The organism is Streptomyces echinatus, assembly GCF_014203595.1.
GTDB lineage: Bacteria > Actinomycetota > Actinomycetes > Streptomycetales > Streptomycetaceae > Streptomyces > Streptomyces echinatus.
This window is the reverse complement of sequence record NZ_JACHJK010000007.1, coordinates 284,925-309,675: the sequence shown is the minus strand read 5'-3', so window position 1 is coordinate 309,675 and position 24,751 is coordinate 284,925. Positions and strand designations below refer to the sequence as shown.

Below are 24,751 nucleotides of genomic sequence, written 5' to 3'. Positions count from 1 at the left end.
TTTCGGAGCTGGTGTGCCCACGGTCCAGGTCACGGACCTCAAGGACGGTGACTTCCTGCTGGACGTCCGCGAGGACGACGAGTGGCGGGCGGGCCACGCCGAGGGAGCGCTGCACATTCCCATCAGCGAGTTCGTGGCCCGTTACGGTGAGCTGACCGAGGCCGCCCCGCAGGACGGCCGCGTCCACGTCATCTGCCGCTCGGGCGGCCGCTCGGCCCAGGTCACCATGTACCTGGCCCAGCAGGGCGTCGACGCGGTGAACGTCGACGGCGGCATGCAGTACTGGGAGCAGACGGGCCGCGCGGTCGTCACCGACGACGGCAAGCCGGGCTTCGTCCTCTGAGCCGAAGCCTCCCGGGCCGTCCGGGGGCTTCCGGGCCGTCCAGGCCTCCTGACCGTGCGGCCCCCGCATCCGGAGCCGTCGGGCACTGTGCCGCAGCCCCCGGGAGGCCGCTCTCGTCAGCCGAGGGGATGGGTGGCCAGCAGGTCGCCGAGCCTCTCCTCGTACGCCGCCGCCGGGCCGAGTGCCAGTTCCAGGTGCTTGGCCCAGGCGTGGTACCGGTGCAGCGGGTAGTCGGTGTCCGCGCCGAACCCGCCGTGCAGATGCTGTGCCGTCTGCACCACGCGCCGTACCCCCTCCGCCGCCCAGATCTTCGCCACGGCGACGTCCCCGGCGGCGGGCAGCGCCCCGGGTGCCCCGGAGGCGATCCGCCACGCGGCCTGCCACAGGGTGGCCTCCATGGCGCGCAGGTCGATGTACCGGTCGGCTGCCTGCACGGCCACCGCCTGGAACGTCGCGATCGGATGCCCGAACTGCTCCCGCTTGCCGGTGTAGTCACCGGTCATCCGCAGCACCCGCTCGCCCAGTCCGAGCGCCAGCGCGCACGTCCCGGTCACCAGCAGGGAGTGCAGCCACTCCCAGGCGCCGTCCGCCTCGATCACGTCCTCCGGACCGACCCGCACGGACCGCAGCCGCAGCTCGGCCAGCCGCTCACCGCTGGTGGAGATCTGCTCGGCCGCCGACAGCCCGTCCGCCTCGCGCGGCACCAGCGCCAGCACGGTCCGGCCGGCGGCCGTGCCCTCGGTGTGCGCCGGTACGACGACCAGGTCCGCGTCGTACGCCCACGGCACCGCCGTCTGCACCCCGTCCAGCAGCCACGCCGGTCCGTCCCGCCGCGCGGTGACCGCCGGTTCGGCCGGGTCGTGACCGGTACGTCCGTGCGCGGCGACGGTCAGCACCAGCTCGCCGCGGCCCGCCCGGGCCAGCAGCCGGCCGGCGTGTTCCGGGCCGCCGTGGACCTGCACGGCCGCCAGGGCGGCGCTGTGCTCCAGCAGCGGCACCCGCGCCAGTACCCGGCCGGCCTCGCGCAGCACCAGGCACAGCGCGACGGCGTCGAGGCCCGAGCCGCCGTGCGCCTCGGCCAGCAGCAGACTCAGCAGGTCCGCGTCGGCGAGCCGGGACCACAGCGCCCGGTCGAAGCCCTCGGCCACGGCGCCGGTGGTGAGCGCCGGGCTGGGCACCGAGTCGGGCACCACCGCGGCGAACACTCCTCGCGCCGCCTCGGCCGCGGCCAGCTGCTCCTCGCTGAAGGTGAAGTCCACAGCCTGTCCTTCCGACGGGTGTGGTCACTTGACCGGCCGGTCCGGCGGACGATGCGGACGACGGTCTGACGGCCAGCGACCTGACGGTGCGTCAAGATAGAACAGGTTCTAGAAGAAGGGAACGGCCCCGGAGCGCTCGGGTGCCCCGAAGACGGCCGCGGCGGCAGGCCGCCTGGTCCGTCCCTCCCCGTGCGACGGCCCTCAGCGGTCGAAGTCCAGCTCCACCCTTTCCGTCAGCGGATGCGACTGGCAGGCCAGTACGTACCCGGCGTCCGTCTCCTCCGTCTCCAGCGCGAAGTTGCGGTCCATGCGCACCTCGCCCTCGACCAGGAAGGCCCGGCACGTCCCGCACACCCCGCCCTTGCAGGCGTAGGGCGCGTCCGGCCGGTTGCGCAGCACCGTCTCCAGCAGCGACTCCCCGTCCCGCACCGGCCAGCTGCCGCCGCGACCGTCGAGCCGCGCGGTGACGGTGCTGTGCGCGGGCGCCGCGACCGTCGTCGCCGGGGCCGACCCCGCGTCCACGTGGAAGATCTCCTCGTGGATCCGGCCCCGGGCCACGCCAAGCTCGCGCAGCGCCCGCTCCGCGCCCTGCACCAGCCCGTACGGTCCGCACAGGAACCAGCCGGCCACCTGCTCCACCGGCAGCAGCGCGGGCAGCAGCCCGGTGAGCCGTTCCTGGTCGAGCCGGCCCGACGGCAGACCCGCCTGCTGCTCCTCCCGGGAGAGCACGGTCACCAGCTGAAGCCGCTGCGGATAGCGGTCCTTCAGATCGGCGACCTCCTCCAGGAACATCGTGGACGCGGCCGTGCGGTCGCTGCGGACCAGGCAGAACCGGGCCGCCGGCTCGCGCGCCAGCAGTGTGGCGGCGATGGACAGCACCGGGGTGATGCCGCTGCCGCCGACCACCGCCGCGTACAGGCCCGGCGCCGGGTCCAGGGTGAAGCGGCCGGCCGGGGTCATCACCTCCAGCTCGTCGCCGACGGCGATCTCCTTCAGCGCGTACGTCGAGAAGGCGCCGCCGTCGACCAGGCGCACCCCCACCCGCAGGACGGCCGGTCCCTCGCCGGCCGGGTCGGGGGCGGGCGAGCAGATCGAGTAGGTGCGCCGGATCTCCGCGCCGTCGGCACGGCGGCGCAGGGCGAGGTGCTGGCCGGCCGCGTGCCGGTACTCCTCGCGCAGTTCTGGCGGGACGGAGAAGGTGAGGGCGACGGAGTCGTCCGTGAGCCGGTCGACCGCGGCCACCGGGAGCGGGTGGAAGCGCGCCATCACAACTCCTTGAAGTGGTCGAACGGTTCCCGGCAGTCCAGGCAGCGGCGCAGCGCCTTGCACGCGGTGGACGAGAACCGGCTCAGCAGCTCGGTGCCGGCCGAGCCGCAGTGCGGGCAGCGGACCGGTTCGGTCGCGCTCCCCTCGTCCTGGGTGCGGGTCGGGCCCAGGGTCAGCGTCACCGGGCCGCTGTCGTGCCGCACCCGCGGCGGGGCGATACCGAACTCCCGGAGCTTGTCGCGTCCTTCGGAGGTGATGTCATCGGTCGACCAGGCCGGGGTGAGCACCGTGCGGACCGTGACCTCGCGCATGCCGTGGGCGCGCAGCACCCGCTCGATGTCGGAGCTCATCGCCTCGATGGCCGGGCAGCCGGTGTAGGTGGGGGTCAGGTCGACCTCCACCGCGTCGGTGCCGTGCAGGTGCACCGCGCGGAGCACACCCAGCTCGCGCAGGGTGAGCACGGGCAGTTCGGGGTCGGGCACCGATCCGGCCAGCTCCAGCAGCTCCGCCTCCAGGGCGGTGGCGGTCACCATGACGCTCCCGGGTGGCTGCGGTGCAGGTGCTGCATCTCGGCGAGCATCCGGCCGAACGGCTCGGTGTGCAGGCCCTGCCGGCCGGCTCCCGCCGACCAGGCTCCGGTGCGCGGGCCTTCCGGGACGGTCAGACCGGCCCGGCCGAGCACGTCGGTCACGGACTCCAGCCAACGGGCTTCCAGGGCGGGGAGGCCCGCGTCCAGGCCCTCCACCGGCTGGAACATCTCACCGGTGAACCGCCAGAGCGCGTCGCAGGCCAGCCGCATCCGTTCATGGCTGGTCTCCGTGCCGTCGCCGAGGCGCAGCGTCCACAGCTCGGCGTGGTCGCGGTGGTAGGCGACCTCCTTCACCGCCTTCGCGGCCAGGGGTGCGAACGGTCCGGTTCCCGCTGCCAGTTCGGCGTAGAGCAGCTGCTGGTACGTGGAGAAGTACAGCTGGCGGGCGATGGTGTGGGCGAAGTCGCCGTTCGGCTGCTCGACCAGCTGGAGGTTGCGGAAGGCGCGCTCCTCGCGCAGGTAGGCCAGCTCGTCCTCGTCGCCGGCCAGCGACAGCAGCACCCGGGCCTGGCCGAGCAGGTCCAGGGCGATGTTGGCGAGGGCGACCTCCTCCTCCAGCACGGGGGCGTGCCCGGCCCATTCCCCGAGGCGGTGCGAGAGCACCAGGGCGTCGTCGCCGAGGGCGAGCGCGGCGGTCACCGGGACGGTGGCGGGGCCGGTGGCGGTCACAGGTGCTTCACCCCTTCCGGGATCTCGTAGAAGGTCGGGTGCCGGTAGGGCTTGTCGGCGGACGGCTCGAAGAAGGGGTCCTTCTCGTCCGGCGAGGAGGCGGTGATCGCGGCGGCCGGTACGACCCAGATGGAGACGCCCTCGCCGCGCCGGGTGTACAGGTCGCGGGCGTTGCGCAGGGCCAGTTCGGCGTCGGGTGCGTGCAGGCTGCCGGCATGGGTGTGGGAGAGGCCGCGCCGGGAGCGCACGAAGACCTCCCACAGGGGCCAGTCGGTGGTGCTCATGCTCGCGTCGCTCCTGTCTCACCGGTGTCGCCGGTGTGCTTCGCCGCGTAGGCCGCGGCGGCTTCCCGTACCCAGGCGCCCTCGTCGTGGGCCCGCCTGCGCTGGGTGATCCGCTGTTCGTTGCAGGGGCCGTTGCCCTTGAGGACTTCCTGGAACTCCGTCCAGTCGATCGGACCGAAGTCGTGGTGCCCCTGCTCCTCGTTCCACCTCAGCTCCGGGTCGGGGAGGGTGAGACCCAGGGACTCGGCCTGCGGGACGCAGATGTCCACGAAGCGCCGGCGCAGTTCGTCGTTGGAGTGGCGCTTGATCTTCCACTCCATCGACTGCGCGGAGTGCTGGGACTCGTCGTCCGGCGGGCCGAACATCATCAGCGACGGCCACCACCAGCGGTTCACGGCGTCCTGGGCCATGGCGTGCTGCTCCGGTGTGCCCTTGCTGAGGGCCAGCAGCAGTTCGTAGCCCTGGCGCTGGTGGAAGGACTCCTCCTTGCAGATCCGCACCATCGCGCGGGCGTACGGGCCGTAGGAGCAGCGGCACAGGGGGACCTGGTTGGTGATCGCGGCGCCGTCCACCAGCCAGCCGATGGCACCGACGTCGGCCCAGGTCAGCGTCGGGTAGTTGAAGATCGAGGAGTACTTCTGGCGGCCGGCGTGCAGTTTGTCGAGCAGCTCGTCGCGGCTGGTGCCGAGGGTCTCGGCCGCGCTGTACAGGTACAGGCCGTGGCCGGCCTCGTCCTGGACCTTGGCCATCAGGATCGCCTTGCGGCGCAGGGACGGCGCCCGGGTGATCCAGTTGGCCTCCGGCTGCATGCCGATGATCTCGGAGTGCGCGTGCTGGGCGATCTGCCGGACGAGGGTCGCGCGGTAGGCGTCGGGCATCCAGTCGCGCGGTTCGATGCGCTCGTCGGCGGCCACGGCCGTGTCGAAGGCGTGCTGGTAGGCCGCCGTGTCGACGGTGTCCGGCGCGCCGTCCGCCGGTGTGCGGGCCGTGCGCTGCGCGGCTGCTATGGCCATGCGGTCCCCCTGACCTCGGGCTCTGCGGTGAGCACTGACTGTTCGATCTGTCCCGACCGATCGTTCGGTCCGTGCGTATCCATGGTGTGCCGGGGCGCCACGGGGTGTCAACCGCTGTGGAAAACTCGGCGGATCCGCCTGTGGACAACGCCCCGGAGCAGGCCGGAGGGGCGGGCGGGCCGGCGCCGGGAGCCGCACCGCGTGGCGAGGACCACCGTCATCGGCCCGTACCCGGGGCTGCGCCCGGGGCCCGGGGCTGAGTACCGTTCCGTGCGAGTGCCGAGACGTGGCGCTCGTGAAGCCCGCGGCGCCTGTGACGGGCGCCGCGTCACAGGCCGGCCCGTTCAGCCCACCGCTGAGCCGGCCGGCCCGGCCGCACGACCCAGCTGGACGACGAGCCGACCGCATGAGCCGAGACGGGGGACGGAACGGAATGGACGCGTACGACGAGGACTCGCGGGGCCCCCAGGCACCCGACGGGTCGGCCGGGACGCGTCTCCCGGAAGAACCCCCGGAGCACCATCCGCCGTCCCCGCCGCGCACCGGCGTCGCCGCGCTCTCGCCCCGCTACCAGGTCGCCGCGGCACTGGCGCTCGCGGTGGTCGCCGTCGCCGGCTGTGTGCATCTGCTGATGGTGTTCCTCAGCCTCGCCCCGGCGAACACGGTGACGAAGCAGCACGGCCAGGCGGTACAGGACTGGGTGTACCCGGAGTTCGAGCAGAACTGGAAGCTGTTCGCCCCGAACCCGCTCCAGCAGAACATCGCCGTACAGGTCCGTGCCGAGGTGCGGATGCGGGACGGCGGCCTGCGCACCACCGGCTGGACCGACCTGTCCGCCCAGGACGGCCGGGCCATCGACGGCAACCCGGTGCCCAGCCACACCCAGCAGAACGAGCTGCGCCGGGCCTGGGACTTCTTCGCCGCCACGCACGGCGGCGACAACCGTCCCGTGGGCATGCGCGGCTCGCTCTCCGAGCAGTACCTGCGCCGCCTCGTGGCGATGCGCCTGTACCGGGACGATCCGACGAGCCGGGAAGGCGTGATCCAGCGCGTGCAGGTCCGTTCCAGCACCACCAATGTGCCGCCGCCGTCGTGGAGCCGCGAGCAGATCTCCGACAAGCCCGTCTACCGCGTGCTGCCCTGGTGGTCCCTGACGTCCGACGAGGCCGCGGGAGGCGTGCGGTGAACGGTCTCTCCCTGACCCTGTCCCGCGGTGTCGCCCGGGTCACCGAGGCGGCCCTCGGGCCGTACCAGAGCGCCGTGATACGGATCGGCTTCGCCGGCACCTGGCTGCTGTTCCTGCTGCGCGAGTTCCCCCACCGCCAGGAGCTGTACGGCCCCTCCGGACCGTGGGGCTGGAACCTCGCCAAGGAGCTGACCGCCGACAACCACGCCTTCACGGCACTGCTGTGGTCCGACGGGCGGCTCTGGTTCGAGTTCTGCTACACGCTGGCCGTCCTCGCCGCCACGGCCCTGATGCTCGGCTGGCGCACCCGGACCGCCTCCCTGCTGTTCATGGTCGGTGTGCTCTCGCTGCAGAACCGCAGCGTCTTCGTCGGCGACGGCGGTGACAACGTCCTGCACCTGATGTCCATCTACCTGGTGTTCACGCGCTGCGGACAGGTGTGGTCCCTCGACGCCCGCCGCGCGGCACGCGTCGCGGCGACGCGCGCGCGAGGGGAGCGGGTACCCGCCGACCGGGTGGGGCCGGTGCTGTGGGCGGTGCTCGGCCTGGCGCTCGGCACGGCGACGCTGACCGGCCGGTTCGACAACGGCTGGCTGATCCCGGCGCTGCTGTGGACGGCGTGGGCGGTGCTCGGCCTGTGGTGGGCCGTCGGACGCCGGGCGGCCTGGCACGAGCCCCGCGCCCTGCTGGACGTCATCGCCAACGTCCTGCACAACGGCGCCCTGGTCGTGATCATGGCCGAGGCGTGCCTGATCTACGCCACGGCCGGCTGGTACAAGGTGCAGGGTTCGCGCTGGCAGGACGGCACCGCCGTCTACTACCCGCTCCACCTGGACTACTTCTCCCCCTGGCCCGGACTCGCCGACCTGATGTCCTCCAGCGGCACGATCATGATGATCGTGGCCTACGGGACGGTCATGGTGCAGGTCGCCTTCCCGTTCACCCTGTTCAACCGGCGGGTCAAGAACGTCCTGCTGGTGCTGATGATGACCGAGCACGCGGTGATCGCGGTCGTCCTCGGCCTGCCGTTCTTCTCGCTCGCGATGATCGCCGCCGACGCCGTCTTCCTGCCGACGTCGTTCCTGCGCCGGCTCGGCGACCTGGCCGCACGCGCGCGTGGACGGCTCACGCGGAGCACCGGCGGTACGGTCCCGGCGCCACGCTCCCCGGAGGACAGCACGGCCGACCACGTAGGGTTCACGGCATGACCGACCCGCTGAGCCGCTGGCGCGCGCACGCGGAGGGGGCCGTCCTGCTCGACGGCTTCCACGCCCTGAAGCACGCGCTGCGCTTCGGCGCCGAGGTGCCGGTCGCGGTCACCACCGACCGGGCGGAGGCACTGGCCCTCGCCGAGGAGCTCGCCGGGGACGTACGCGCCACCCTGGACGCCCTCCTGACGGAGGTGTCCGGGCAGGCGTACGCCACCCTCGTGCCGCGCCCCCATCCGACCGGCGTGGCCGCCCTCGCGGTACGGCCGTCCCGCGAGGCCAACCTGCGCGCACTCGACCGGGCGCCCCGCACCGCCCCCGTCGTGGTCCTGGACAACCCCCGCAACCTGGGCAACGCCGGTGCCGTGATCCGGCTGGCCGCCGGCTTCGGGGCGACCGGGGTGGTCACCACGGGCACCCTCGACCCCTGGCACCCCACGGTGGTGCGCGGCGGCGCCGGCCTGCACTTCGCGACCGCCGTGGAACGCCTCGGCGTCGGCGAGCTGCCCGCCGGACCTCTGTTCGCCCTCGACCCGGAGGGCGAGGACATCCGCGGCACCCGGCTGCCCGACGACGCCGTGCTGGCCTTCGGCTCGGAGCGCACCGGCCTGTCGCCGGAGCTCCGTGCCCGCGCGGACCACCTGCTGCGCCTCCCGATGCGCCCCCAGGTCTCCAGCTACAACCTGGCCACCAGTGTGGCGATGACGCTGTACCACTGGAGCGCGACCGGCGCCGGCGTCCCCGGGGACGAGCTCTAGCCGGCTCCGGCCCGCGCAACGGCGGTCAAGGGGCGAGGAGCGCGGACCGTACCGGGGCGGGGTGGCGGCCGGACGGCCGGGACGGCCCCGTGCCGCGGTCCGTCCGGAGCCGGTCCGCGGCACTTCGCCGGTGACGGCGGGAGCTGCTACGCCTCCCGCCGCACCTCCACCGTCCGGAAGCGGTTGGCCACGAAGGCGCCGTCGGTGAGGGCCGCGTTCGCCGCCGGGTTGCCGCCCGAGCCGTGGAAGTCGGAGAAGGCGGCCGTCTGGTTGACGTAGACCCCGCCGGTCAGGTTCAGGGAGAGCTGGGCCGCCTCCTCCAGGCAGACGTCCTCGACGGCCCGCTCGGTCTCCGTGTCGGTCGTGTACGCGCCGACCGTCATCGCGCCCTTCTCCCGGACCGTGCGGCGCAGCAGCTCCACCGCGTCGGTCACCGAGTCGACGGCGACCGCGAAGGAGACCGGGCCGAAGCACTCGCTCATGTAGGCGGCCTCGTCGTCCGGCTTGGCGCCGTCCAGCTTGACGATGACGGGGGTGCGGACCACCGCGTCCGGGAACTCCGGGTTGGTGATCTCGCGGGAGGCCAGGGCGACCTCGCCGAGACCGGCCGCGGCCTCCAGGCGGGCCTTGACGTCCGGGTTGACGATCGCGCCCAGCAGGGCGTTGGCGCGCGCGTCGTCGCCGAGCAGGCCGTCGACCGCGCGGGCGAGGTCGGCGGTGAACTCGTCGAAGGTCTTGGGGCCCTGGTCGGTGGTGATGCCGTCGCGGGGAACCAGCAGGTTCTGCGGGGTGGTGCACATCTGGCCGCTGTACAGGGACAGCGAGAAGGCCAGGTTGGACAGCATGCCCTTGTAGTCGTCCGTGGAGTGCACGAGCACCGTGTTGACGCCGGCCTTCTCCGTGTAGACCTGCGCCTGACGGGCGTTGGCCTCCAGCCAGTCGCCGAAGGACGTCGACCCCGTGTAGTCGATGATCCGGATCTCGGGGCGGGTGGCGAGGGTCTTGGCGACGCCCTCGCCGGGGCGCTCGGCGGTCAGTGCGACCAGGTTCGGGTCGAAGCCGGCCGCGGCCAGCACGTCCCGGGCGACCTGAACGGTCAGCGCGAGCGGCAGCACCGCGCGCGGGTGCGGCTTGACCAGGACCGCGTTGCCGGTGGCCAGGGAGGCGAACAGGCCCGGGTAGCCGTTCCAGGTCGGGAAGGTGTTGCAGCCGATGACCAGGCCGATGCCGCGCGGGACGGACGTGAACCGCTTGGTCAGGGCCAGCGGGTCACGCTTGCCCTGCGGCTTGGTCCACTCCGCCGTCCCGGGCGTGCGGACCTGCTCCGCGTACGCGTAGGCCACCGCCTCCAGGCCGCGGTCCTGGGCGTGCGGGCCGCCGGCCTGGAACGCCATCATGAACGCCTGGCCGCTGGTGTGCATGACCGCGTGCGCGAACTCGTGCGTCCGGTCGCTGATCCGCTTGAGGATCTCCAGGCACACCACCGCACGGACCTCGGGTCCCGCGTCCCGCCAGGCCCGCTGCCCGGCCCGCATGGCCGGGATCAGCACGTCGACGTCCGCGTGCGGGTAGGACACGTCCAGCTCGATGCCGTACGGCGAGACCTCGCCGCCCACCCAGTCGTCCGTGCCGGGCTGGCCGAGGTCGAGCCGGGAGCCCGGCAGGGCGTCGAAGGCGGCCTTGCCCGCCGCCGCGTCCAGGCTGCCGTTCTCGCCGTACGCCTTCGGGTGCTCGGGGTGCGGGGACCAGTACGCGCGGGTGCGGATCGCTTCCAGTGCCTGGTCCAGGGTGGGCCGATGCTTCTCGATCAGCTCGTGGGCGGTCAGTTCGGCGGCCATGCGGGACCAACTCCTCGTCTGGAGAGCTCTTCGTCGAGTCCGTGACCTGGGCAGGGGCTGCCCGTCAGAGATAGAGTAACCGAACGATCGGTCGGGACAAGGGGTCCGGCGCATCTGTGGAAAACACCGTGCGGGAGGATCGCGCACATGACAGCACTCGACCTCAGCAGCCCCGTGGCCGTCGTCGGCACCGGCACCATGGGCCAGGGAATCGCCCAGGTCGCGCTGGTCGCCGGCCACCCCGTGCGGCTCTACGACGCCGCTCCCGGGCGGGCCCGGGAGGCGGCCGAAGCGATCGGCACGCGCCTCGACCGGCTCGTGGACAAAGGCCGGCTCGCCGGTGACGACCGCGACGCGGCCCGTGCTCGCCTCCGGCCCGTGGACGGCCTCACGGAGCTGGCCGACTGCGCCCTGGTGGTGGAGGCCGTCCTGGAGCGGCTGGACGTCAAACAGGAGCTCTTCCGCGAGCTGGAGGAGGTCGTCGCCGAGGACTGCCTGCTCGCCACCAACACCTCCTCGCTGTCGGTGACGGCCGTCGGCGGTGCCCTGCGCCACCCGGGCCGCTTCGTCGGCCTGCACTTCTTCAACCCGGCGCCCCTGCTGCCCCTGGTCGAGGTGGTCTCCGGGTTCGCCACCGACGTCACGTCGGCCACGCGCGCGTACGAGACCGCCCGGGCCTGGGGCAAGACCCCGGTGGCCTGCGCGGACACCCCGGGCTTCATCGTCAACCGCATCGCCCGCCCCTACTACGCCGAGGCGTTCGCCGTCTACGAGGCGCAGGCCGCCGACCCCGCCACCATCGACGCGGTCCTGCGCGAGTGCGGCGGGTTCCGGATGGGCGCCTTCGAACTGACCGACCTGATCGGCCAGGACGTCAACGAGTCCGTCACCCACTCCGTGTGGCAGTCCTTCTTCCAGGACGCGCGCTTCACCCCCTCCCTGGCCCAGCGCCGGCTGGTGGAGTCCGGCCGGCTCGGCCGCAAGAGCGGACGCGGCTGGTACGACTACGCCGACGGCGCCGAGCGGCCCGAGCCGCACACGGCCGACAAGGAGCAGCCGCCGGCCCATGTCGTCGCCGAGGGCGGCCTGGGCCCGGCCGCCGCGCTGGTCACCCTGATCCGCGAGGCGGGCATCCAGGTCCGCGAGGAGGACGAGGACAACGGCTGCCGCCTGGTGCTGCCCAGCGGGGGCCATCTGGTCCTCGCCGACGGCCAGACCTCGGCGGAGTTCCGGGACGTGGTCCACTTCGACCTCGCCCTGGACTACCGCGCGGCCACCCGGATCGCCCTGTCCGCCTCCCAGGACACCTCGCCGCAGACGCTCGCCGAGGCCACCGGTCTGTTCCAGGCGCTGGGCAAGGACGTCAGCGTCATCGGGGACGTCCCCGGCATGATCGTCGCCCGTACGGTCGCCCGGATCATCGACCTCGCGCACGACGCCGTCGCCAAGGGCGTGGCCACCGAGGAGGACATCGACACCGCGATGCGCCTGGGCGTCAACTACCCGCTCGGCCCCTTCCGGTGGGACCGCGGGCTCGGCCGCGAGTTCGCCTTCGACGTGCTGGACGAGATGCACGAGCGCGACCCCTCCGGACGCTACGCGCCCTCCCTCGCGCTCTACCGCCACGCGTACGCCATCGACAAGCGGGAGGGCACCGTATGACCACGGCCAGACGCGACACCTACACGCCCGAGACGCTGCTCTCCGTCGCCGTGCGGGTCTTCAACGAGCGCGGCTACGACGGCACCTCCATGGAGCATCTGTCCAAGGCCGCCGGCATCTCCAAGTCGTCGATCTACCACCACGTCAGCGGTAAGGAGGAGCTGCTGCGCCGGGCCGTCAGCCGCGCCCTGGACGGCCTGTTCGCCATCCTGGACGAGGAGCACGCGTGCGCGGGGCGGGCCGTCGACCGGCTGGAGCACGTGGTGCGCCGGATGGTCGAGGTGCTCATATCCGAACTGCCCTATGTGACGCTGCTGCTGCGCGTGCGCGGCAACACCGAGACCGAACGGTGGGCGCTGGAACGCCGCCGCGACTTCGACCACCGGGTCGCCGAGCTGCTCAAGGCGGCGGCGGCCGACGGGGACGTGCGCGGTGACGTGGAGGTCCGTCTGGCGACCCGGCTGGTCTTCGGAATGGTCAACTCCATCGTGGAGTGGTACCGGCCGGACGCGCGCGGCGCGAACGACCGGGAGGTGGCCGACGCCGTCGTCCGGCTGGTCTTCTCGGGGCTGCGCGAGGACTGACCTCAGCTGTCCGGCTCCAGGTCCTCCTCCTCGAACACCAGCAGCGTGCGGGTGCTGAGCACCTCGGGGATCGCCTGGAGCCGGGTCAGCACCAGCTCGCGCAGCGCCCTGTTGTCGGGCGTGTGCACCAGCAGCAGCACGTCGAAGTCGCCGCCCACCAGAGCGATGTGGGAGGCGCCGGGCAGCTGCCTGAGATGGTCGCGGACCGTGCGCCAGGTGTTCTGGACGATCTTCAGCGTGATGTACGCGGACGTGCCGTGGCCCGCCCGCTCGTGGTCGACGCGGGCGCTGAAGCCCCGGATCACCCCGTCCTCGACGAGCCGGTTGATCCGCGCGTAGGCGTTGGCGCGCGAGACGTGGACACGTTCGGCGACGGACCGTATCGAGGAGCGGCCGTCCGCCTGCAGGATCCGCAGGATGTCCTGATCGATGGAGTCCAGCGGGCGCGGCGGCGGAAGCGCGACACCATCCAGCGGCCCTTCGGCCATTTGTTCAGGCTCCATGTCCCCCCGCTCCCTCGCCGTGGACGTCCTGCGTTCATTCCAGGCTGTGGAGAACCGTTTGTCCACAGCCTGACGGGGCCTGTAGCCAAAATGTGCCGACGACCGAACAATCGGTAGGTGAGGCGGGTCACAGGCGACACGTCTCCCGTAGCCGCTCCCACGAGGAGGTGCCGTCATGACGGTTCTGGAGCAGCGGGGCGCGTACCGGCCTTCGCCGCCGCCCGCCTGGCAGCCCCGTATGGACCCCGCGCCGCTGCTGCCCGACGCCGAGCCCTACCGCGTCCTCGGCACCGAGTCGGCCGGAAAGGCCGACCCCGGCCTGCTGCGCCGGCTCTACGCCGAGCTGGTGCGCGGGCGCCGTTACAACGTGCAGGCCACCGCCCTCACCAAGCAGGGCCGGCTCGCCGTCTATCCGTCCAGCACCGGCCAGGAGGCCTGCGAGATCGCCGCCGCCCTGGCCCTGGAGGAGCGCGACTGGCTCTTCCCCAGCTACCGCGACACGCTCGCCGTCGTCGCCCGCGGCGTGGACCCGGTCGAGGCGCTCACCCTGCTGCGCGGCGACTGGCACAGCGGCTACGACCCCTACACCCACCGCGTGGCCCCCCTCAGCACCCCGCTGGCCACCCAGCTGCCGCACGCCGTGGGCCTCGCCCACGCCGCCCGGCTCAAGGGCGACGACGTGGTCGCGCTCGCCATGGTCGGCGACGGCGGCACCAGCGAGGGCGACTTCCACGAGGCGATGAACTTCGCCGCCGTCTGGCAGGCACCGGTCGTCTTCCTGGTGCAGAACAACGGCTTCGCCATCTCTGTCCCGCTCGCCAAGCAGACCGCCGCCCCCTCGCTGGCCCACAAGGCCGTCGGGTACGGCATGCCGGGCCGGCTGGTCGACGGCAACGACGCCGTGGCCGTGCACGAGGTCCTCAGCGAGGCGGTACGGCACGCGCGCGCGGGTGGCGGACCGACCCTGATCGAGGCGGTGACCTACCGCATCGACGCCCACACCAACGCCGACGACGCCACCCGGTACCGCGGCGACGCCGAGGTGGCGGCCTGGCGCGCCCACGACCCGATCGAGCTGCTGGAACGCGAACTGACCGCGCGCGGACTGCTGGACGAGGCCGCCGTCGACGCCGCCCGCCAGGACGCCGAGACGATGGCCGCCTCCCTGCGGGAACGCATGAACCGGGACCCCGAACTCAACCCCATGGACCTCTTCGACCACGTCTACGCCGAGACCACCGCGCAACTGCGCGAGCAGCGCGCCCTGCTGCGGGCCGAGCTGGAGGCCGAGCAGGAACAGCACGGCGAGGAGCCCGGCGCGCGGGAAGGCGGCGCCCGATGACGACCGTCGCCGTCAAGCCCGCCACCATGGCACAGGCCCTCACGCGCGCGATGCGCGACGCCATGGCCGCCGACCCCACCGTGCACGTCATGGGCGAGGACGTCGGCACCCTCGGCGGCGTCTTCCGCGTCACCGACGGGCTCGCCAAGGAGTTCGGCGAGGACCGCTGCACCGACACCCCGCTCGCCGAGGCCGGCATCCTCGGCACGGCCGTCGGCATGGCCATGTACGGCCTGCGGCCCGTGGTGGAGATGCAGTTCGACGCCTTCGCCTACCCGGCGTTCGAGCAGCTGATCAGCCACGTCTCCCGGATGCGCAACCGCACCCGCGGCCGGATGCCCCTGCCGATCACCGTGCGCGTCCCCTACGGCGGCGGCATCGGCGGCGTCGAGCACCACAGCGACTCCTCCGAGGCCTACTACATGGCGACCCCGGGGCTCCACGTCGTCACCCCGGCCACCGTCGCCGACGCCTACGGACTGCTGCGCCAGGCCATCGCCTCCGACGACCCGGTCGTCTTCCTGGAGCCCAAGCGGCTGTACTGGTCGAAGGACACCTGGAACGCCGAGCAGCCGACGGACGTCGAGCCCATCGGCCGTGCCGTCGTGCGCCGCCCGGGCAGCAGCGCCACGCTGATCACCTACGGCCCCTCGCTGCCGGTCTGCCTGGAGGCCGCCGAGGCCGCCCGGGCGGAGGGCTGGGACCTGGAGGTCCTCGATTTGCGCTCCCTGGTGCCGTTCGACGACGAGACGGTCTGCGCGGCCGTCCGGCGCACCGGCCGCGCGGTCGTCGTCCACGAGTCCACCGGGTTCGGCGGGCCGGGCGGCGAGATCGCGGCCCGGATCACCGAGCGCTGCTTCCACCACCTGGAGGCGCCGGTGCTGCGCGTCGCCGGGTTCGACATCCCGTACCCGCCGCCCATGCTGGAGCGGCACCACCTGCCCGGCGTCGACCGCATCCTGGACGCCGTGGCCCGGCTGCAGTGGGAGGCCGAGGGCTGATGGCTCAGGTGCTGGAGTTCAAGCTGCCCGACCTCGGCGAGGGACTCACCGAGGCGGAGATCGTCCGCTGGCTGGTCCAGGTCGGTGACGTGGTCACCGTCGACCAGCCGGTGGTCGAGGTCGAGACGGCCAAGGCGATGGTCGAGGTGCCCTGCCCGTACGGCGGCGTGGTCACCGCGCGCTACGGCGACGAGGGCACCGAACTGCCCGTCGGTGCCCCGCTCCTGACGGTCGCCGTGGGCGAACCGGCGACGGAGCCGGAGGGTTCGGGCAACGTCCTCGTGGGGTACGGCACCCAGGCCCCGGCGGCACGCCGGCGCCGGGTCCGGTCGGCCGCGGCCACCACCACCGCCAACGGTCACACCAGGACTCCCGAGTCCGTCCCGGCGCCACCGCACGCGCGCGGGTCCGTGCCGGTCCGGGCACAGACGTCCGCGTCCGCGCAGGCGCCGGCCGCCGCGCCCCCGGCCGCGCCCGTGCCCGCCGCCGCGCTCGCCGGGGGACCGGTCCCCGTGATCTCCCCCCTCGTGCGCAGGCTGGCCCGGGACAACGGAGTCGACCTGCGTCGGCTCGCCGGCTCCGGCCCGGACGGACTCATCCTGCGCGCGGACGTCGAGAACGCGCTGCGGGCCGGCACCGCCCCTGCCCTCACCGCGGCCGAGCAGGCCGTACCGGCCCCCGCGCCGGCCCCCCGGGCGGAGGCCGGGGTCCGGATCCCGCTCAAGGGCGTCCGCGGTGCCATCGCCGACAAGATGTCCCGCAGCCGCCGGGAGATCCCGGACGCCACCTGCTGGGTCGACGCCGACGCGACCGAACTCATGCGCGCCCGGGCCGCCATGAACGCCGCCGGAGCACCGAAGATCTCCCTCCTCGCGCTGCTCGCCCGCATCAGCACGGCCGCCCTGGCCCGGTTCCCCGAGCTGAATTCCTACGTCGACACCGACGCCCGCGAGATCGTCCGGCTGGACCAGGTCCACATCGGGTTCGCCGCCCAGACCGATCGCGGGCTGGTCGTGCCGGTCGTCCGGGACGCCCACACGCGCGACGCCGAATCCCTCACCGCCGAGTTCGCCCGGCTCACCGAGGCGGCCCGCACCGGGACGCTCACCCCCGGGGACCTCACCGGCGGGACGTTCACGCTGAACAACTACGGCGTCTTCGGCATCGACGGTTCCACCCCGATCGTCAACCACCCCGAGGCGGCCATGCTCGGCGTCGGCCGCATCATCCCCAAGCCGTGGGTGCACGAGGGCGAACTCGCCGTCCGCCAGGTCGTCCAGCTCTCGCTCACCTTCGACCACCGGGTGTGCGACGGCGGCACGGCAGGCGGGTTCCTGCGGTATGTGGCGGACTGCGTGGAACAGCCGGCGGTGCTGCTGCGCACGCTGTGAGAGATGAGCGTGCGCACGCTGTGACGTACGACGGGTCCGGAAGGAGCGGCGGGCAGGACATACTCGGGGGGTGACCGAGACCCCACCCGCCGCTTCCGGGGCGCCCGCGCCGTACGACGCCGTCGTGCTGGCCGGCGGGGCCGCCCGGCGGCTCGGCGGGGCCGACAAGCCCGGGCTCCGGGTCGGGGGCCGCGCGCTGCTCGACCGGGTGCTCGCGGCCTGCACGGACGCCCGGACGACCGTCGTCGTGGCCGCACCCCGGCCCACCGCCCGCCCGGTGCGCTGGGCGCGCGAGGAGCCGCCCGGCGGCGGGCCGGTCGCCGCGCTGGAGGCCGGACTGCGGCACACCACCGCCGGGCACACCGTCGTGCTCTCCGCCGACCTGCCCTTCCTCGAACGAGGCACCGTCGAGCGGCTGCTGACCGTACTTCAGGACACCGGTGCCGACGGCGCGCTGCTCACCGACGCCGACGGCCGCGACCAGCCGCTCGTGGCCGCCTACCGCACCGCGGCCCTGCGCCGCGAGCTGACCGCCCTCGCCACCACGCACGACGGCCTCACCGGGCTGCCCCTGCGCCGGCTGACCGGCGCCCTCCGCCTCACCCGCGTCCCGGACCCGCTCGCCTCGTTCGACTGCGACACCTGGGACGACATCGCCGCCGCCAGGGCACGGATCAGGGAGCATGGCCACGTGTTGGATGAATGGATCTCCGCAGTCAAGGACGAACTGGGCATCGACCTGGACGTCGACACCGGCGTCCTGCTCGACCTGGCCCGGGACGCCGCACACAATGTGGCCCGCCCCGCCGCCCCGCTGACCACCTTCCTCGTCGGTTACGCCGCGGCGAAGGGCAAGGGCGACCCGGAGGCCGTCGCCGAGGCCGCCCGCAAGGCAGCCGCGCTGGCCCTCAGGTGGGAAGAGGAGAGCGCCGGGGGCAAGGACGAGAGCACCGGGGGCCCGAGCGCCCCGGACGCCGGATGACCGCCCCCGGCACCCGGGCCGACGCGCCCGCCGGGGACACCGACGACCTCGATGTCGAGGAGGCCCTGGCGCTGGTGAGGGAAGGCCACCGGGAGTCCCGGGACGACGGCACGGACGACGGCCCGGGTCAGGTGTCCAACCCGTCCCCGCGCCCCGCCGGTGAACGGCCCGCCGAACGGCACAGGGCCACCCCCTGGACCCGGGCCCGCGAGATCGCGGCCCGCGCCGCGCGCGGCCAGGGCCCGAAGGGCGCGGGAGGCGCCCCCACCGGTGCCCGGCGCGCCCCCGTCTCCGTGCCCCTCGGCGACGCCCTCGGACTGGTCCTGGCCGCCCCCCTGGACGCGCTCACCGACCTGCCCTCCTTCGACACCTCCGCGATGGACGGCTGGGCGGTCGCCGGGCCCGGCCCCTGGCAGGTCCGGGAGGAGGGAGTGCTCGCAGGGCACGCGCAGCCCGAGCCGCTCACCGACGGCGAGGCCGTCCGTATCGCCACCGGCGCCCGCATCCCCGCCGACACCACCGCCGTCCTGCGCACCGAACACGGCCGGATCGACGCCCAGGGGCGTCTGCACACCACCCGCGACATGCTCCACGGCCAGGACATCCGCCCGCGCGGCCAGGAGTGCCGCAGCGGCGACCAGCTGCTGCCCGTGGGCACCCTGATCACCCCCGCCGTCCTGGGTCTCGCCGCGGCGGCCGGCTACGACACGGTCACCGTCGTACCCCGCCCCCGCGTCGAAGTACTCGTCCTCGGAGACGAGTTGCTGACCGAGGGCCTGCCGCACGACGGGCTGATCAGGGACGCGCTCGGCCCCATGCTGCCGCCCTGGCTGCGCGCGCTCGGCGCCGACGTCGTGGCCGTTCGCCGGATCGGCGACGACGCCCGGGCGCTCCGCAAGGCGGTCACCGGTTCCAAGGCCGACCTGATCGTCACCACGGGCGGCACCGCGGCCGGGCCCGTCGACCATGTCCACCCGATCCTGGAACGCATCGGCGCCGAACTCCTCGTCGACGGCGTCAAGGTGCGCCCCGGGCACCCCATGCTGCTGGCCCGCGTCACGGACCACCAGCACCTGGTCGGCCTGCCCGGCAACCCCCTCGCGGCCGTCTCCGGCCTGCTCACCCTCGCCGAGCCCCTGCTGCGCACCCTCGCCGCCCACCCCGCCCCCGAGCCGTACACACTGCCCCTGGGGGAGGCGGTGCAGGGGCACCCGTACGACACCCGGCTGATCCCCGTGGTGCTGCGGGGTGACCACGCCACGCCGCTGCACTACAACGGCCCGGCCATGCTCCGCGGCATCGCCGCCGCCGACGCGCTGGCCGTCGTACCGCCGGGCGGGACCCGGCAGGGCGAGGAGGCGGAACTGCTGGACCTGCCATGGGCGACCGCCGGAATCGGGGTGTGTTTCACGTGAAACTTCCGGGCCATGACGCCATCGCCCGCCAGCCGGGCGACCATCTGGTGGCCCATCGGGTGAAACTCCCCAGAGCCGTGGTGGAGCGCCCGATCCGCCAGGTCGTCAAGCGGCTGGTCATGGCCCTGGTGGTCCTGGTCGCCACCGCGCTCGTCGTCTACGCCGACCGCGACGGCTATCAGGACAACTCCGACGGCCCCGTCGACCTGCTCGACGCGTTCTATTACGCGACCGTGACCCTCTCCACCACGGGATACGGCGACATCACCCCGGTCAGTGACAGCGCCCGGCTCACCAACATCTTCGTCATCACACCCCTGCGTGTGCTGTTCCTGATCATCCTGGTCGGCACCACGCTGGAGGTCCTCACCGAACGCACCCGGGAGGAATGGCGCCTGAACCGCTGGAGGTCCACCTTGCGCGACCACACCGTCGTCATCGGCTTCGGCACCAAGGGGCGGGCGGCCATCCAGACCGTCTGCGCGACCGGGCTGAAGAAGGAGCAGGTCGTCGTCGTCGACCCCAGCTCCAAGGCGATCGAGGCGGCGACCGCCGAGGGCTACGCGGGGGTCATAGGCGACGCCACCCGCAGTGACGTGCTCAAGGGGGCGGAGGTCCACAAGGCCCGGCAGATCATCGTCGCCCCGCAGCGCGACGACACCTCGGTCCTCGTCACGCTGACCGCCCGCCAGCTCAACCGCGGCGCCAAGATCGTGGCCGCCGTGCGCGAGGAGGAGAACGCCCCGCTGCTCAAGCAGTCCGGCGCCGACGCCGTCATCACCAGCTCCGGCGCGGCCGGCCGGCTGCTCGGCCTGTCCGTGCTCAGCCCAGCCGCCGGCATGGTGATGGAGGACCTCATCCAGCAGGGCAGCGGGCTGGACCTGATCGAACGCCCGGTGGTCCGCGGCGAGGTGGGCAGGAAACCGCGCGAGACGGACGACCTCGTGGTGAGCGTCGTCCGCGGGCACCGGGTGCTGGGCTACGACGATCCGTCCGTCGGCACCCTGCAGCTGACCGACCGGCTCATCACCATCGTCCGGGCCAGCCCGGGCACCCGGGTCACCCCCGACATCCGTCCCCTGCCACACGGGTGACGGGACCGGTGAGGAGTAGCGTCACCGGCATGCATGCGATCACGATTCCCGAACCTGGTGGTCCCGAGGCGCTGGTGTGGGACGAGGTCCCCGATCCGGTGCCCGGCGAGGGCGAGGTGCTGGTCGAGGTGGCGGCCAGCGCCGTCAACCGTGCCGACATCCTGCAGCGTCAGGGCTTCTACAACCCGCCGCCCGGCGCCTCCCCCTATCCCGGCCTGGAGTGCTCCGGCACGATCGCCGCGCTCGGCCCCGGCGTCTCGGGCTGGGCCGTCGGCGACCAGGTGTGCGCACTGCTCGCGGGCGGCGGTTACGCCGAGAAGGTGGCCGTACCGGCCGGGCAGCTGCTGCCCGTGCCCGAGGGCGTCGGCCTCACCCGGGCGGCGGCGCTGCCCGAGGTGGTCTGCACGGTCTGGTCCAACGTGTTCATGGTCGCCCACCTGCGTCCGGAGGAGACGCTGCTGGTGCACGGCGGCTCCAGCGGCATCGGCACGATGGCGATCCAGCTCGCCAAGGCCCTCGGCGCCCGGGTCGCGGTGACCGCCGGCACGAAGGAGAAGCTGGACCAGTGCGCCGGACTGGGCGCGGACGTGCTGATCAACTACCGCGAGCAGGACTTCGTCGCCGAGATCAAGCAGGCCACCGGCGGCGCGGGTGCCGATGTCATCCTCGACAACATGGGCGCCAAGTACCTGGACCGCAACGTCCAGGCCCTCGCCGTCAACGGGCGCCTCGCGATCATCGGCATGCAGGGCGGAGCGAAGGGCGAGCTGAACATCGGCGCGCTCCTCAACAAGCGGGCCGCCATCAGCGCGACCTCGCTGCGGGCCCGGCCGCTGGGCGAGAAGGCGGCCATCGTCGCCGCCGTCCGTGAGCATGTGTGGCCCCTGCTCGCCACGGGACAGATCCGCCCCGTCGTGGACCGTGAGCTGCCGATGGCGGAGGCGGCCGAGGCGCACCGCCTGGTGGAGGCGAGCGGTCACGTCGGCAAGGTGCTGCTGGTGGCGCCGTAGCGGCCGGGCCGGTGCCGGGCGGTCAGTTCCTGCGGAGTCGCAGGCCCAGGAATGCCAGCCCCAGGCCCAGGCCTATGAGGACCAGGCCGCTGCCCAGCGGGAGGATCCGCAGGACCGGCTCCGTGGAAGCCTCGCCCTGATCGGCCGCCTGCTGGGCGTCGGGCGTCGGCGGAGGCGTGGCGGAGTCGAGGCCGGTCTCGACGGCCGGCTCGGAGGCGGTGGGCAGGTTCGTGGTCTCCGGCTCGGCGGGTTGTGCGGCGGGGGTGGCCGAACCGGGGTCGTCGCCCTCCACCTCGGTCCCGGGTCCGTCCGGCCGGCCCGGCCGCATCCGGCCCTCACCGGCCTGGCTGCCCGCCCGGGACGGCGAGGCGGAGGCGCGGGAGTGAGAGGGGATGACCGACGCCGACGCGGAGTCGGACGGCATGGGCACGGGCGAGTCCGGGAGTTGGAGGCCGACGGGGGCGGACGGCTCCGGGCTCGGGCCGTCGTGCCCCGGCCGCTGCTCCTGCGCGTGGCCCCGGGCCGGGGCCGAGTGGTCCGCGGAGGGGTGGTCCGGCGGCCCGTGCCGCGGGGCGGAGTGCTCCGGGGAGGCGTGCCGCGCCGGCCCGTGCTGCTTCTCCCCGTGGCCCGTGCCGGAGGCACGGGAGGGGTCCGGCTCTGTGGTGTACGCGGCCGTGCCGCCGTACGCGGCGGCGGCGCCGTACACCGGCAGAGCCGCTGCCGTCAGGACGGCCAGCAGCCTCAGCCAGCGGAATGCGAGGCGTAGGCGTGGAGTCACGTCGGTGACCTCCCGGAGCCCAGGTGTCGTGACTTATGGATAACCGACGGGAATAAGCCTCACATTCAATGCCTCATCGGGCATTTCGGATTGGGCCGTAGGGTCTAAACGGTGGATCAACCCCATGAGGGGGCACCACGGTGATGAGGTGTTGGCGTGCGAGAGAATGGCGGCATGGAGATGCCGAGGAACGAACGGTCGCCGGAGAATCCCCAGATCCTCGTCGTGGGTCAGGACGGGATGGCGCTCGGCGGCGGCGGGGACGAGGACTCCCGTGAGACCCCGGTGACGGAGCAGGTGGAACAGCCGGCCAAGGTCATGCGGATCGGCAGCATGATCAAGCAGCTTCTGGAGGAGGTGCGTGCGGCTCCCCTCGACGAGGCCAGCCGGGTACGGCTGAAGGAGATCCACGCCAGCTCGGTGAAGGAGCTGGAGGACGGTCTGGCCCCGGAGCTGGTCGAGGAACTGGAGCGGCTCTCCTTGCCGTTCACCGACGACGTCACCCCGAGCGACGCCGAACTGCGGATCGCGCAGGCACAGTTGGTGGGCTGGCTGGAAGGCCTCTTCCACGGGATCCAGACGACGCTGTTCGCCCAGCAGATGGCCGCCCGGGCCCAGCTGGAGCAGATGCGCCGCGCGCTCCCGCCGGGAGTCTCCGGTCACGAGGGCGGGGACGACCCTCACGTGGGCGGCCGCTCGGGCGGGCCGTACCTGTAGTCGGGGCGGGCCGTACCCGTACGCGGCCCCCACACCCCGGTCGGCCATGACACACGAAGGGCCCGGCGGACGACCGCCGGGCCCGACCTATGTCCCGGGCCGTGCCCCGGCCCGCCGGACCGGCGGGAGCTCTCGCCCGGCCGGCCTCGCGGGGATCACTGCGCGGGATTGCCCGTCGACACGCTCAGCTGGATGCTGTCCGGATCCTTCGGGTCGATGTCGGTGCCCGCGGCGGGGAACTGGTTCAGCACGGTTCCGTCGCCCCAGGTGTTCTCCTCCTGGTCCTTGATGTCCCATTTCCAGCCCGCGGCCTGGAGGCACTGCTTCACGGAGTCGATGTCCTTGTAGCGGAAGTCGGGCATCTCGGCCTTCTTCGGGTCCTTCCACGATTCCTGCGGATCGGTGCACTTCTCCGTGTCGATCCGCCGGGTGTGGTCCGGCCCGCGGTAGCCCGCGCGGTGCGACGAGGCCGCCGAGGCGCTGGAGCCACCGCCACCGCCCCCGGTGTCGTCGCCGCCGTTCTTCAGTGTCAGCGCGACGATCAGCCCGACCACCACGATGGCCGCCACCGCGACCGAGCCGATCACCACCGGCCGCCTGCTCCGGCCGCCGCCGGCGGACTGTCCGGCCGGCTGCGGCGAGATGGTGTACGGCGGCGGGGTCTGGGCCGCGGCCTGCGGGCCGTAGCCCGTGGGAGGCGTCTGGTAACCGCCCTGCTGCGGGTAGCCGTAGGCCGGGGCGGGCGTCGGGTGGCCGTACGGGTTCGGGACCGGAGCCGGCTGGTACGGCGTCTGCACCTGCCCCTGCGGCGCCGGGGTCGCCTGTCCGACCGGCGGGAACACCGCGGAGCCGACACCCGAGCCGCTCTGCTGCGGCCCGGCTCCCGGCACGATGCTCGGCGGGGCCGCCTGGAAGGAGGCCGCGACCCGCAGGCACTCGGCACGCATGGACTCGGCGGTCGGGAAGCGTTCGTTCGGGTTCTTCTTCAGCGCGCGGGCGACCAGCGCGTCCACGGCGGGCGGCAGGGCACGGTTGACCGAGGAGGGCGCCACCGGCTCCTCCTGCACATGCGCGTACGCGATCGCCAGCGCCGAGTCCGCGTCGAACGGCAGCCGCCCGGTGACCAACTGGAACAGCATGATGCCGACCGAGTACAGATCGGAACGGGCGTCCACGGCCCGGCCGAGGGCCTGCTCGGGCGAGAGGTACTGCGGGGTGCCGACGACCATGCCGGTCTGCGTCATCGAGGTGACCCCCGACTGCATGGCGCGGGCGATGCCGAAGTCCATGACCTTGACCACGCCACGCTTGGTGGTCATCACGTTGCCCGGCTTGATGTCGCGGTGGACCAGGCCCATCTCGTGGCTGATCTCCAGGGCCGCCAGCACGTCGGCGGTGACCTTCAGCGCCTTGTCGGCGGGCATCGCGCCGAACTGCCGGATGTCCTGCTCCAGGACCGAGCCCAGCGGCCGGCCCTCGACGTACTCCATGACGATGTACGGCGTCGCCATGCCGTTCAGCTCGTCCTCGCCCGTGTCGAAGACGGAGACGACGTTGGTGTGCGTGAGCTTGGCCACGGCCTGCGCCTCGCGGCGGAAGCGCTCCCGGAACGCCTGCTCCCGGCCGAGCTCGGTGTGGAGCGTCTTGATGGCGACCTGGCGGTCCAGCACCGTGTCGTACGCCAGGTGTACGGAGGCCATACCGCCCTCGCCCAGCAAGTCGCGCAGCTGGTAGCGGCCACCGGCCAGCGCTTGCCCCGCGTACCGGCCGTGTGCGCCGTCCTGGCTCATCTCTCCGCGTCCCCCACTGGCCGTGCGGCGCCGTCCCATGGCGAACAGGCCTTGATCGAATGTGTCATT

General features: G+C 73.2%; 24 protein-coding genes. 14 read left to right on the top strand and 10 right to left on the bottom strand.

Annotation, left to right across the window (positions count from 1 at the left end; genetic code table 11):
- Positions 1-13 precede the first annotated feature (13 nt).
- Positions 14-343, top strand: a complete 330-nt coding sequence (locus tag FHS34_RS21240) for a rhodanese-like domain-containing protein (RefSeq protein ID WP_184968111.1) — start codon at positions 14-16, stop codon at positions 341-343.
- A gap of 116 nt (positions 344-459) precedes the next feature.
- On the opposite strand, the gene FHS34_RS21235 is transcribed toward FHS34_RS21240, so the two are convergent.
- The 6 genes from FHS34_RS21235 to paaA all read right to left on the bottom strand — a co-directional run bounded on the left by FHS34_RS21235 (position 460) and on the right by paaA (position 5,423).
- Entirely contained in the window at positions 460-1,602 is a 1,143-nt protein-coding gene (locus FHS34_RS21235) for an acyl-CoA dehydrogenase family protein (RefSeq protein WP_184967747.1), read from the bottom strand.
- A gap of 201 nt (positions 1,603-1,803) precedes the next feature.
- Positions 1,804-2,868, bottom strand: coding sequence for a 2Fe-2S iron-sulfur cluster-binding protein (locus FHS34_RS21230; RefSeq protein WP_184967745.1), 1,065 nt, complete (start codon positions 2,866-2,868; stop codon positions 1,804-1,806).
- On the bottom strand, positions 2,868-3,401 hold the full coding sequence (gene paaD, locus FHS34_RS21225) for a 1,2-phenylacetyl-CoA epoxidase subunit PaaD (RefSeq protein ID WP_184967743.1): 534 nt from the start codon (positions 3,399-3,401) through the stop codon (positions 2,868-2,870). Before paaD ends, FHS34_RS21230 begins: the two co-directional genes overlap by 1 nt.
- Positions 3,395-4,126, bottom strand: coding sequence for a 1,2-phenylacetyl-CoA epoxidase subunit PaaC (gene paaC, locus FHS34_RS21220; protein ID WP_184967741.1), 732 nt, complete (start codon positions 4,124-4,126; stop codon positions 3,395-3,397). The genes paaD and paaC overlap by 7 nt, the downstream gene beginning before the upstream one ends.
- The gene (gene paaB, locus FHS34_RS21215) at positions 4,123-4,410 is read right to left on the bottom strand and encodes a 1,2-phenylacetyl-CoA epoxidase subunit PaaB (protein ID WP_184967739.1); all 288 of its coding nucleotides are present in this window, start codon (positions 4,408-4,410) and stop codon (positions 4,123-4,125) included. The genes paaC and paaB overlap by 4 nt, the downstream gene beginning before the upstream one ends.
- The gene (gene paaA / locus FHS34_RS21210; RefSeq protein ID WP_184967737.1) at positions 4,407-5,423 is read right to left on the bottom strand and encodes a 1,2-phenylacetyl-CoA epoxidase subunit PaaA; all 1,017 of its coding nucleotides are present in this window, start codon (positions 5,421-5,423) and stop codon (positions 4,407-4,409) included. The genes paaB and paaA overlap by 4 nt, the downstream gene beginning before the upstream one ends.
- Before the next feature lie 433 nt (positions 5,424-5,856).
- On the opposite strand from paaA, the gene FHS34_RS21205 reads away from it, so the two are divergent.
- From FHS34_RS21205 to FHS34_RS21195, 3 genes are read left to right on the top strand one after another with little or no spacing between them, the layout of a single operon-like run.
- Entirely contained in the window at positions 5,857-6,609 is a 753-nt protein-coding gene (locus FHS34_RS21205) for a DUF5819 family protein (RefSeq protein ID WP_184968109.1), read from the top strand.
- On the top strand, positions 6,606-7,817 hold the full coding sequence (locus FHS34_RS21200) for an HTTM domain-containing protein (RefSeq protein ID WP_184967735.1): 1,212 nt from the start codon (positions 6,606-6,608) through the stop codon (positions 7,815-7,817). The genes FHS34_RS21205 and FHS34_RS21200 overlap by 4 nt, the downstream gene beginning before the upstream one ends.
- Positions 7,814-8,575: a TrmH family RNA methyltransferase gene (locus FHS34_RS21195; protein ID WP_184967733.1), complete on the top strand. Its 762-nt coding sequence runs from the start codon at positions 7,814-7,816 to the stop codon at positions 8,573-8,575. Before FHS34_RS21200 ends, FHS34_RS21195 begins: the two co-directional genes overlap by 4 nt.
- 146 nt (positions 8,576-8,721) lie before the next feature.
- Here FHS34_RS21195 and paaN read toward each other — a convergent pair whose 3' ends face one another.
- Positions 8,722-10,413: a phenylacetic acid degradation protein PaaN gene (gene paaN, locus FHS34_RS21190; RefSeq protein ID WP_184967731.1), complete on the bottom strand. Its 1,692-nt coding sequence runs from the start codon at positions 10,411-10,413 to the stop codon at positions 8,722-8,724.
- A 147-nt stretch (positions 10,414-10,560) separates the two neighbouring features.
- Between paaN and FHS34_RS21185 the strand changes: the two genes are divergently transcribed.
- Together FHS34_RS21185 and FHS34_RS21180 are read left to right on the top strand one after the other, a co-directional pair.
- Entirely contained in the window at positions 10,561-12,075 is a 1,515-nt protein-coding gene (locus FHS34_RS21185; RefSeq protein ID WP_184967729.1) for a 3-hydroxyacyl-CoA dehydrogenase, read from the top strand.
- Complete coding sequence (locus FHS34_RS21180; RefSeq protein ID WP_184967727.1) at positions 12,072-12,659, top strand: TetR/AcrR family transcriptional regulator; 588 nt, start codon at positions 12,072-12,074, stop codon at positions 12,657-12,659. The genes FHS34_RS21185 and FHS34_RS21180 overlap by 4 nt, the downstream gene beginning before the upstream one ends.
- A gap of 2 nt (positions 12,660-12,661) precedes the next feature.
- Here FHS34_RS21180 and FHS34_RS21175 read toward each other — a convergent pair whose 3' ends face one another.
- Complete coding sequence (locus FHS34_RS21175) at positions 12,662-13,147, bottom strand: Lrp/AsnC family transcriptional regulator (protein ID WP_184968107.1); 486 nt, start codon at positions 13,145-13,147, stop codon at positions 12,662-12,664.
- Positions 13,148-13,337: 190 nt separating this feature from the next.
- Between FHS34_RS21175 and pdhA the strand changes: the two genes are divergently transcribed.
- The 7 genes from pdhA to FHS34_RS21140 all read left to right on the top strand — a co-directional run bounded on the left by pdhA (position 13,338) and on the right by FHS34_RS21140 (position 21,397).
- The gene (pdhA, locus tag FHS34_RS21170; RefSeq protein ID WP_184967725.1) at positions 13,338-14,504 is read left to right on the top strand and encodes a pyruvate dehydrogenase (acetyl-transferring) E1 component subunit alpha; all 1,167 of its coding nucleotides are present in this window, start codon (positions 13,338-13,340) and stop codon (positions 14,502-14,504) included.
- The gene (locus FHS34_RS21165; protein ID WP_184967723.1) at positions 14,501-15,505 is read left to right on the top strand and encodes an alpha-ketoacid dehydrogenase subunit beta; all 1,005 of its coding nucleotides are present in this window, start codon (positions 14,501-14,503) and stop codon (positions 15,503-15,505) included. Before pdhA ends, FHS34_RS21165 begins: the two co-directional genes overlap by 4 nt.
- Positions 15,505-16,896 carry a dihydrolipoamide acetyltransferase family protein gene (locus FHS34_RS21160; RefSeq protein ID WP_184967721.1) on the top strand — a complete coding sequence of 464 codons (1,392 nt, stop codon included), beginning with the start codon at positions 15,505-15,507 and terminating at the stop codon, positions 16,894-16,896. The genes FHS34_RS21165 and FHS34_RS21160 overlap by 1 nt, the downstream gene beginning before the upstream one ends.
- 70 nt (positions 16,897-16,966) lie before the next feature.
- A complete protein-coding gene (locus FHS34_RS21155; RefSeq protein WP_184967719.1) occupies positions 16,967-17,878 on the top strand; it encodes an NTP transferase domain-containing protein in 912 nt (303 codons plus the stop codon).
- Positions 17,875-19,293: a molybdopterin molybdotransferase MoeA gene (locus tag FHS34_RS21150; protein WP_184967717.1), complete on the top strand. Its 1,419-nt coding sequence runs from the start codon at positions 17,875-17,877 to the stop codon at positions 19,291-19,293. The genes FHS34_RS21155 and FHS34_RS21150 overlap by 4 nt, the downstream gene beginning before the upstream one ends.
- Positions 19,290-20,387, top strand: a complete 1,098-nt coding sequence (locus FHS34_RS21145) for a potassium channel family protein (protein WP_184967715.1) — start codon at positions 19,290-19,292, stop codon at positions 20,385-20,387. Before FHS34_RS21150 ends, FHS34_RS21145 begins: the two co-directional genes overlap by 4 nt.
- 29 nt (positions 20,388-20,416) lie before the next feature.
- On the top strand, positions 20,417-21,397 hold the full coding sequence (locus FHS34_RS21140) for an NAD(P)H-quinone oxidoreductase (RefSeq protein ID WP_184967713.1): 981 nt from the start codon (positions 20,417-20,419) through the stop codon (positions 21,395-21,397).
- A gap of 22 nt (positions 21,398-21,419) precedes the next feature.
- On the opposite strand, the gene FHS34_RS21135 is transcribed toward FHS34_RS21140, so the two are convergent.
- The gene (locus FHS34_RS21135; protein WP_184967710.1) at positions 21,420-22,175 is read right to left on the bottom strand and encodes a hypothetical protein; all 756 of its coding nucleotides are present in this window, start codon (positions 22,173-22,175) and stop codon (positions 21,420-21,422) included.
- 174 nt (positions 22,176-22,349) lie between these two features.
- On the opposite strand from FHS34_RS21135, the gene FHS34_RS21130 reads away from it, so the two are divergent.
- The gene (locus tag FHS34_RS21130; protein WP_184967708.1) at positions 22,350-22,892 is read left to right on the top strand and encodes a bacterial proteasome activator family protein; all 543 of its coding nucleotides are present in this window, start codon (positions 22,350-22,352) and stop codon (positions 22,890-22,892) included.
- Between the two features lie 155 nt (positions 22,893-23,047).
- On the opposite strand, the gene FHS34_RS21125 is transcribed toward FHS34_RS21130, so the two are convergent.
- Positions 23,048-24,682: a protein kinase domain-containing protein gene (locus FHS34_RS21125; RefSeq protein ID WP_184967707.1), complete on the bottom strand. Its 1,635-nt coding sequence runs from the start codon at positions 24,680-24,682 to the stop codon at positions 23,048-23,050.
- Positions 24,683-24,751: the final 69 nt, after the last annotated feature.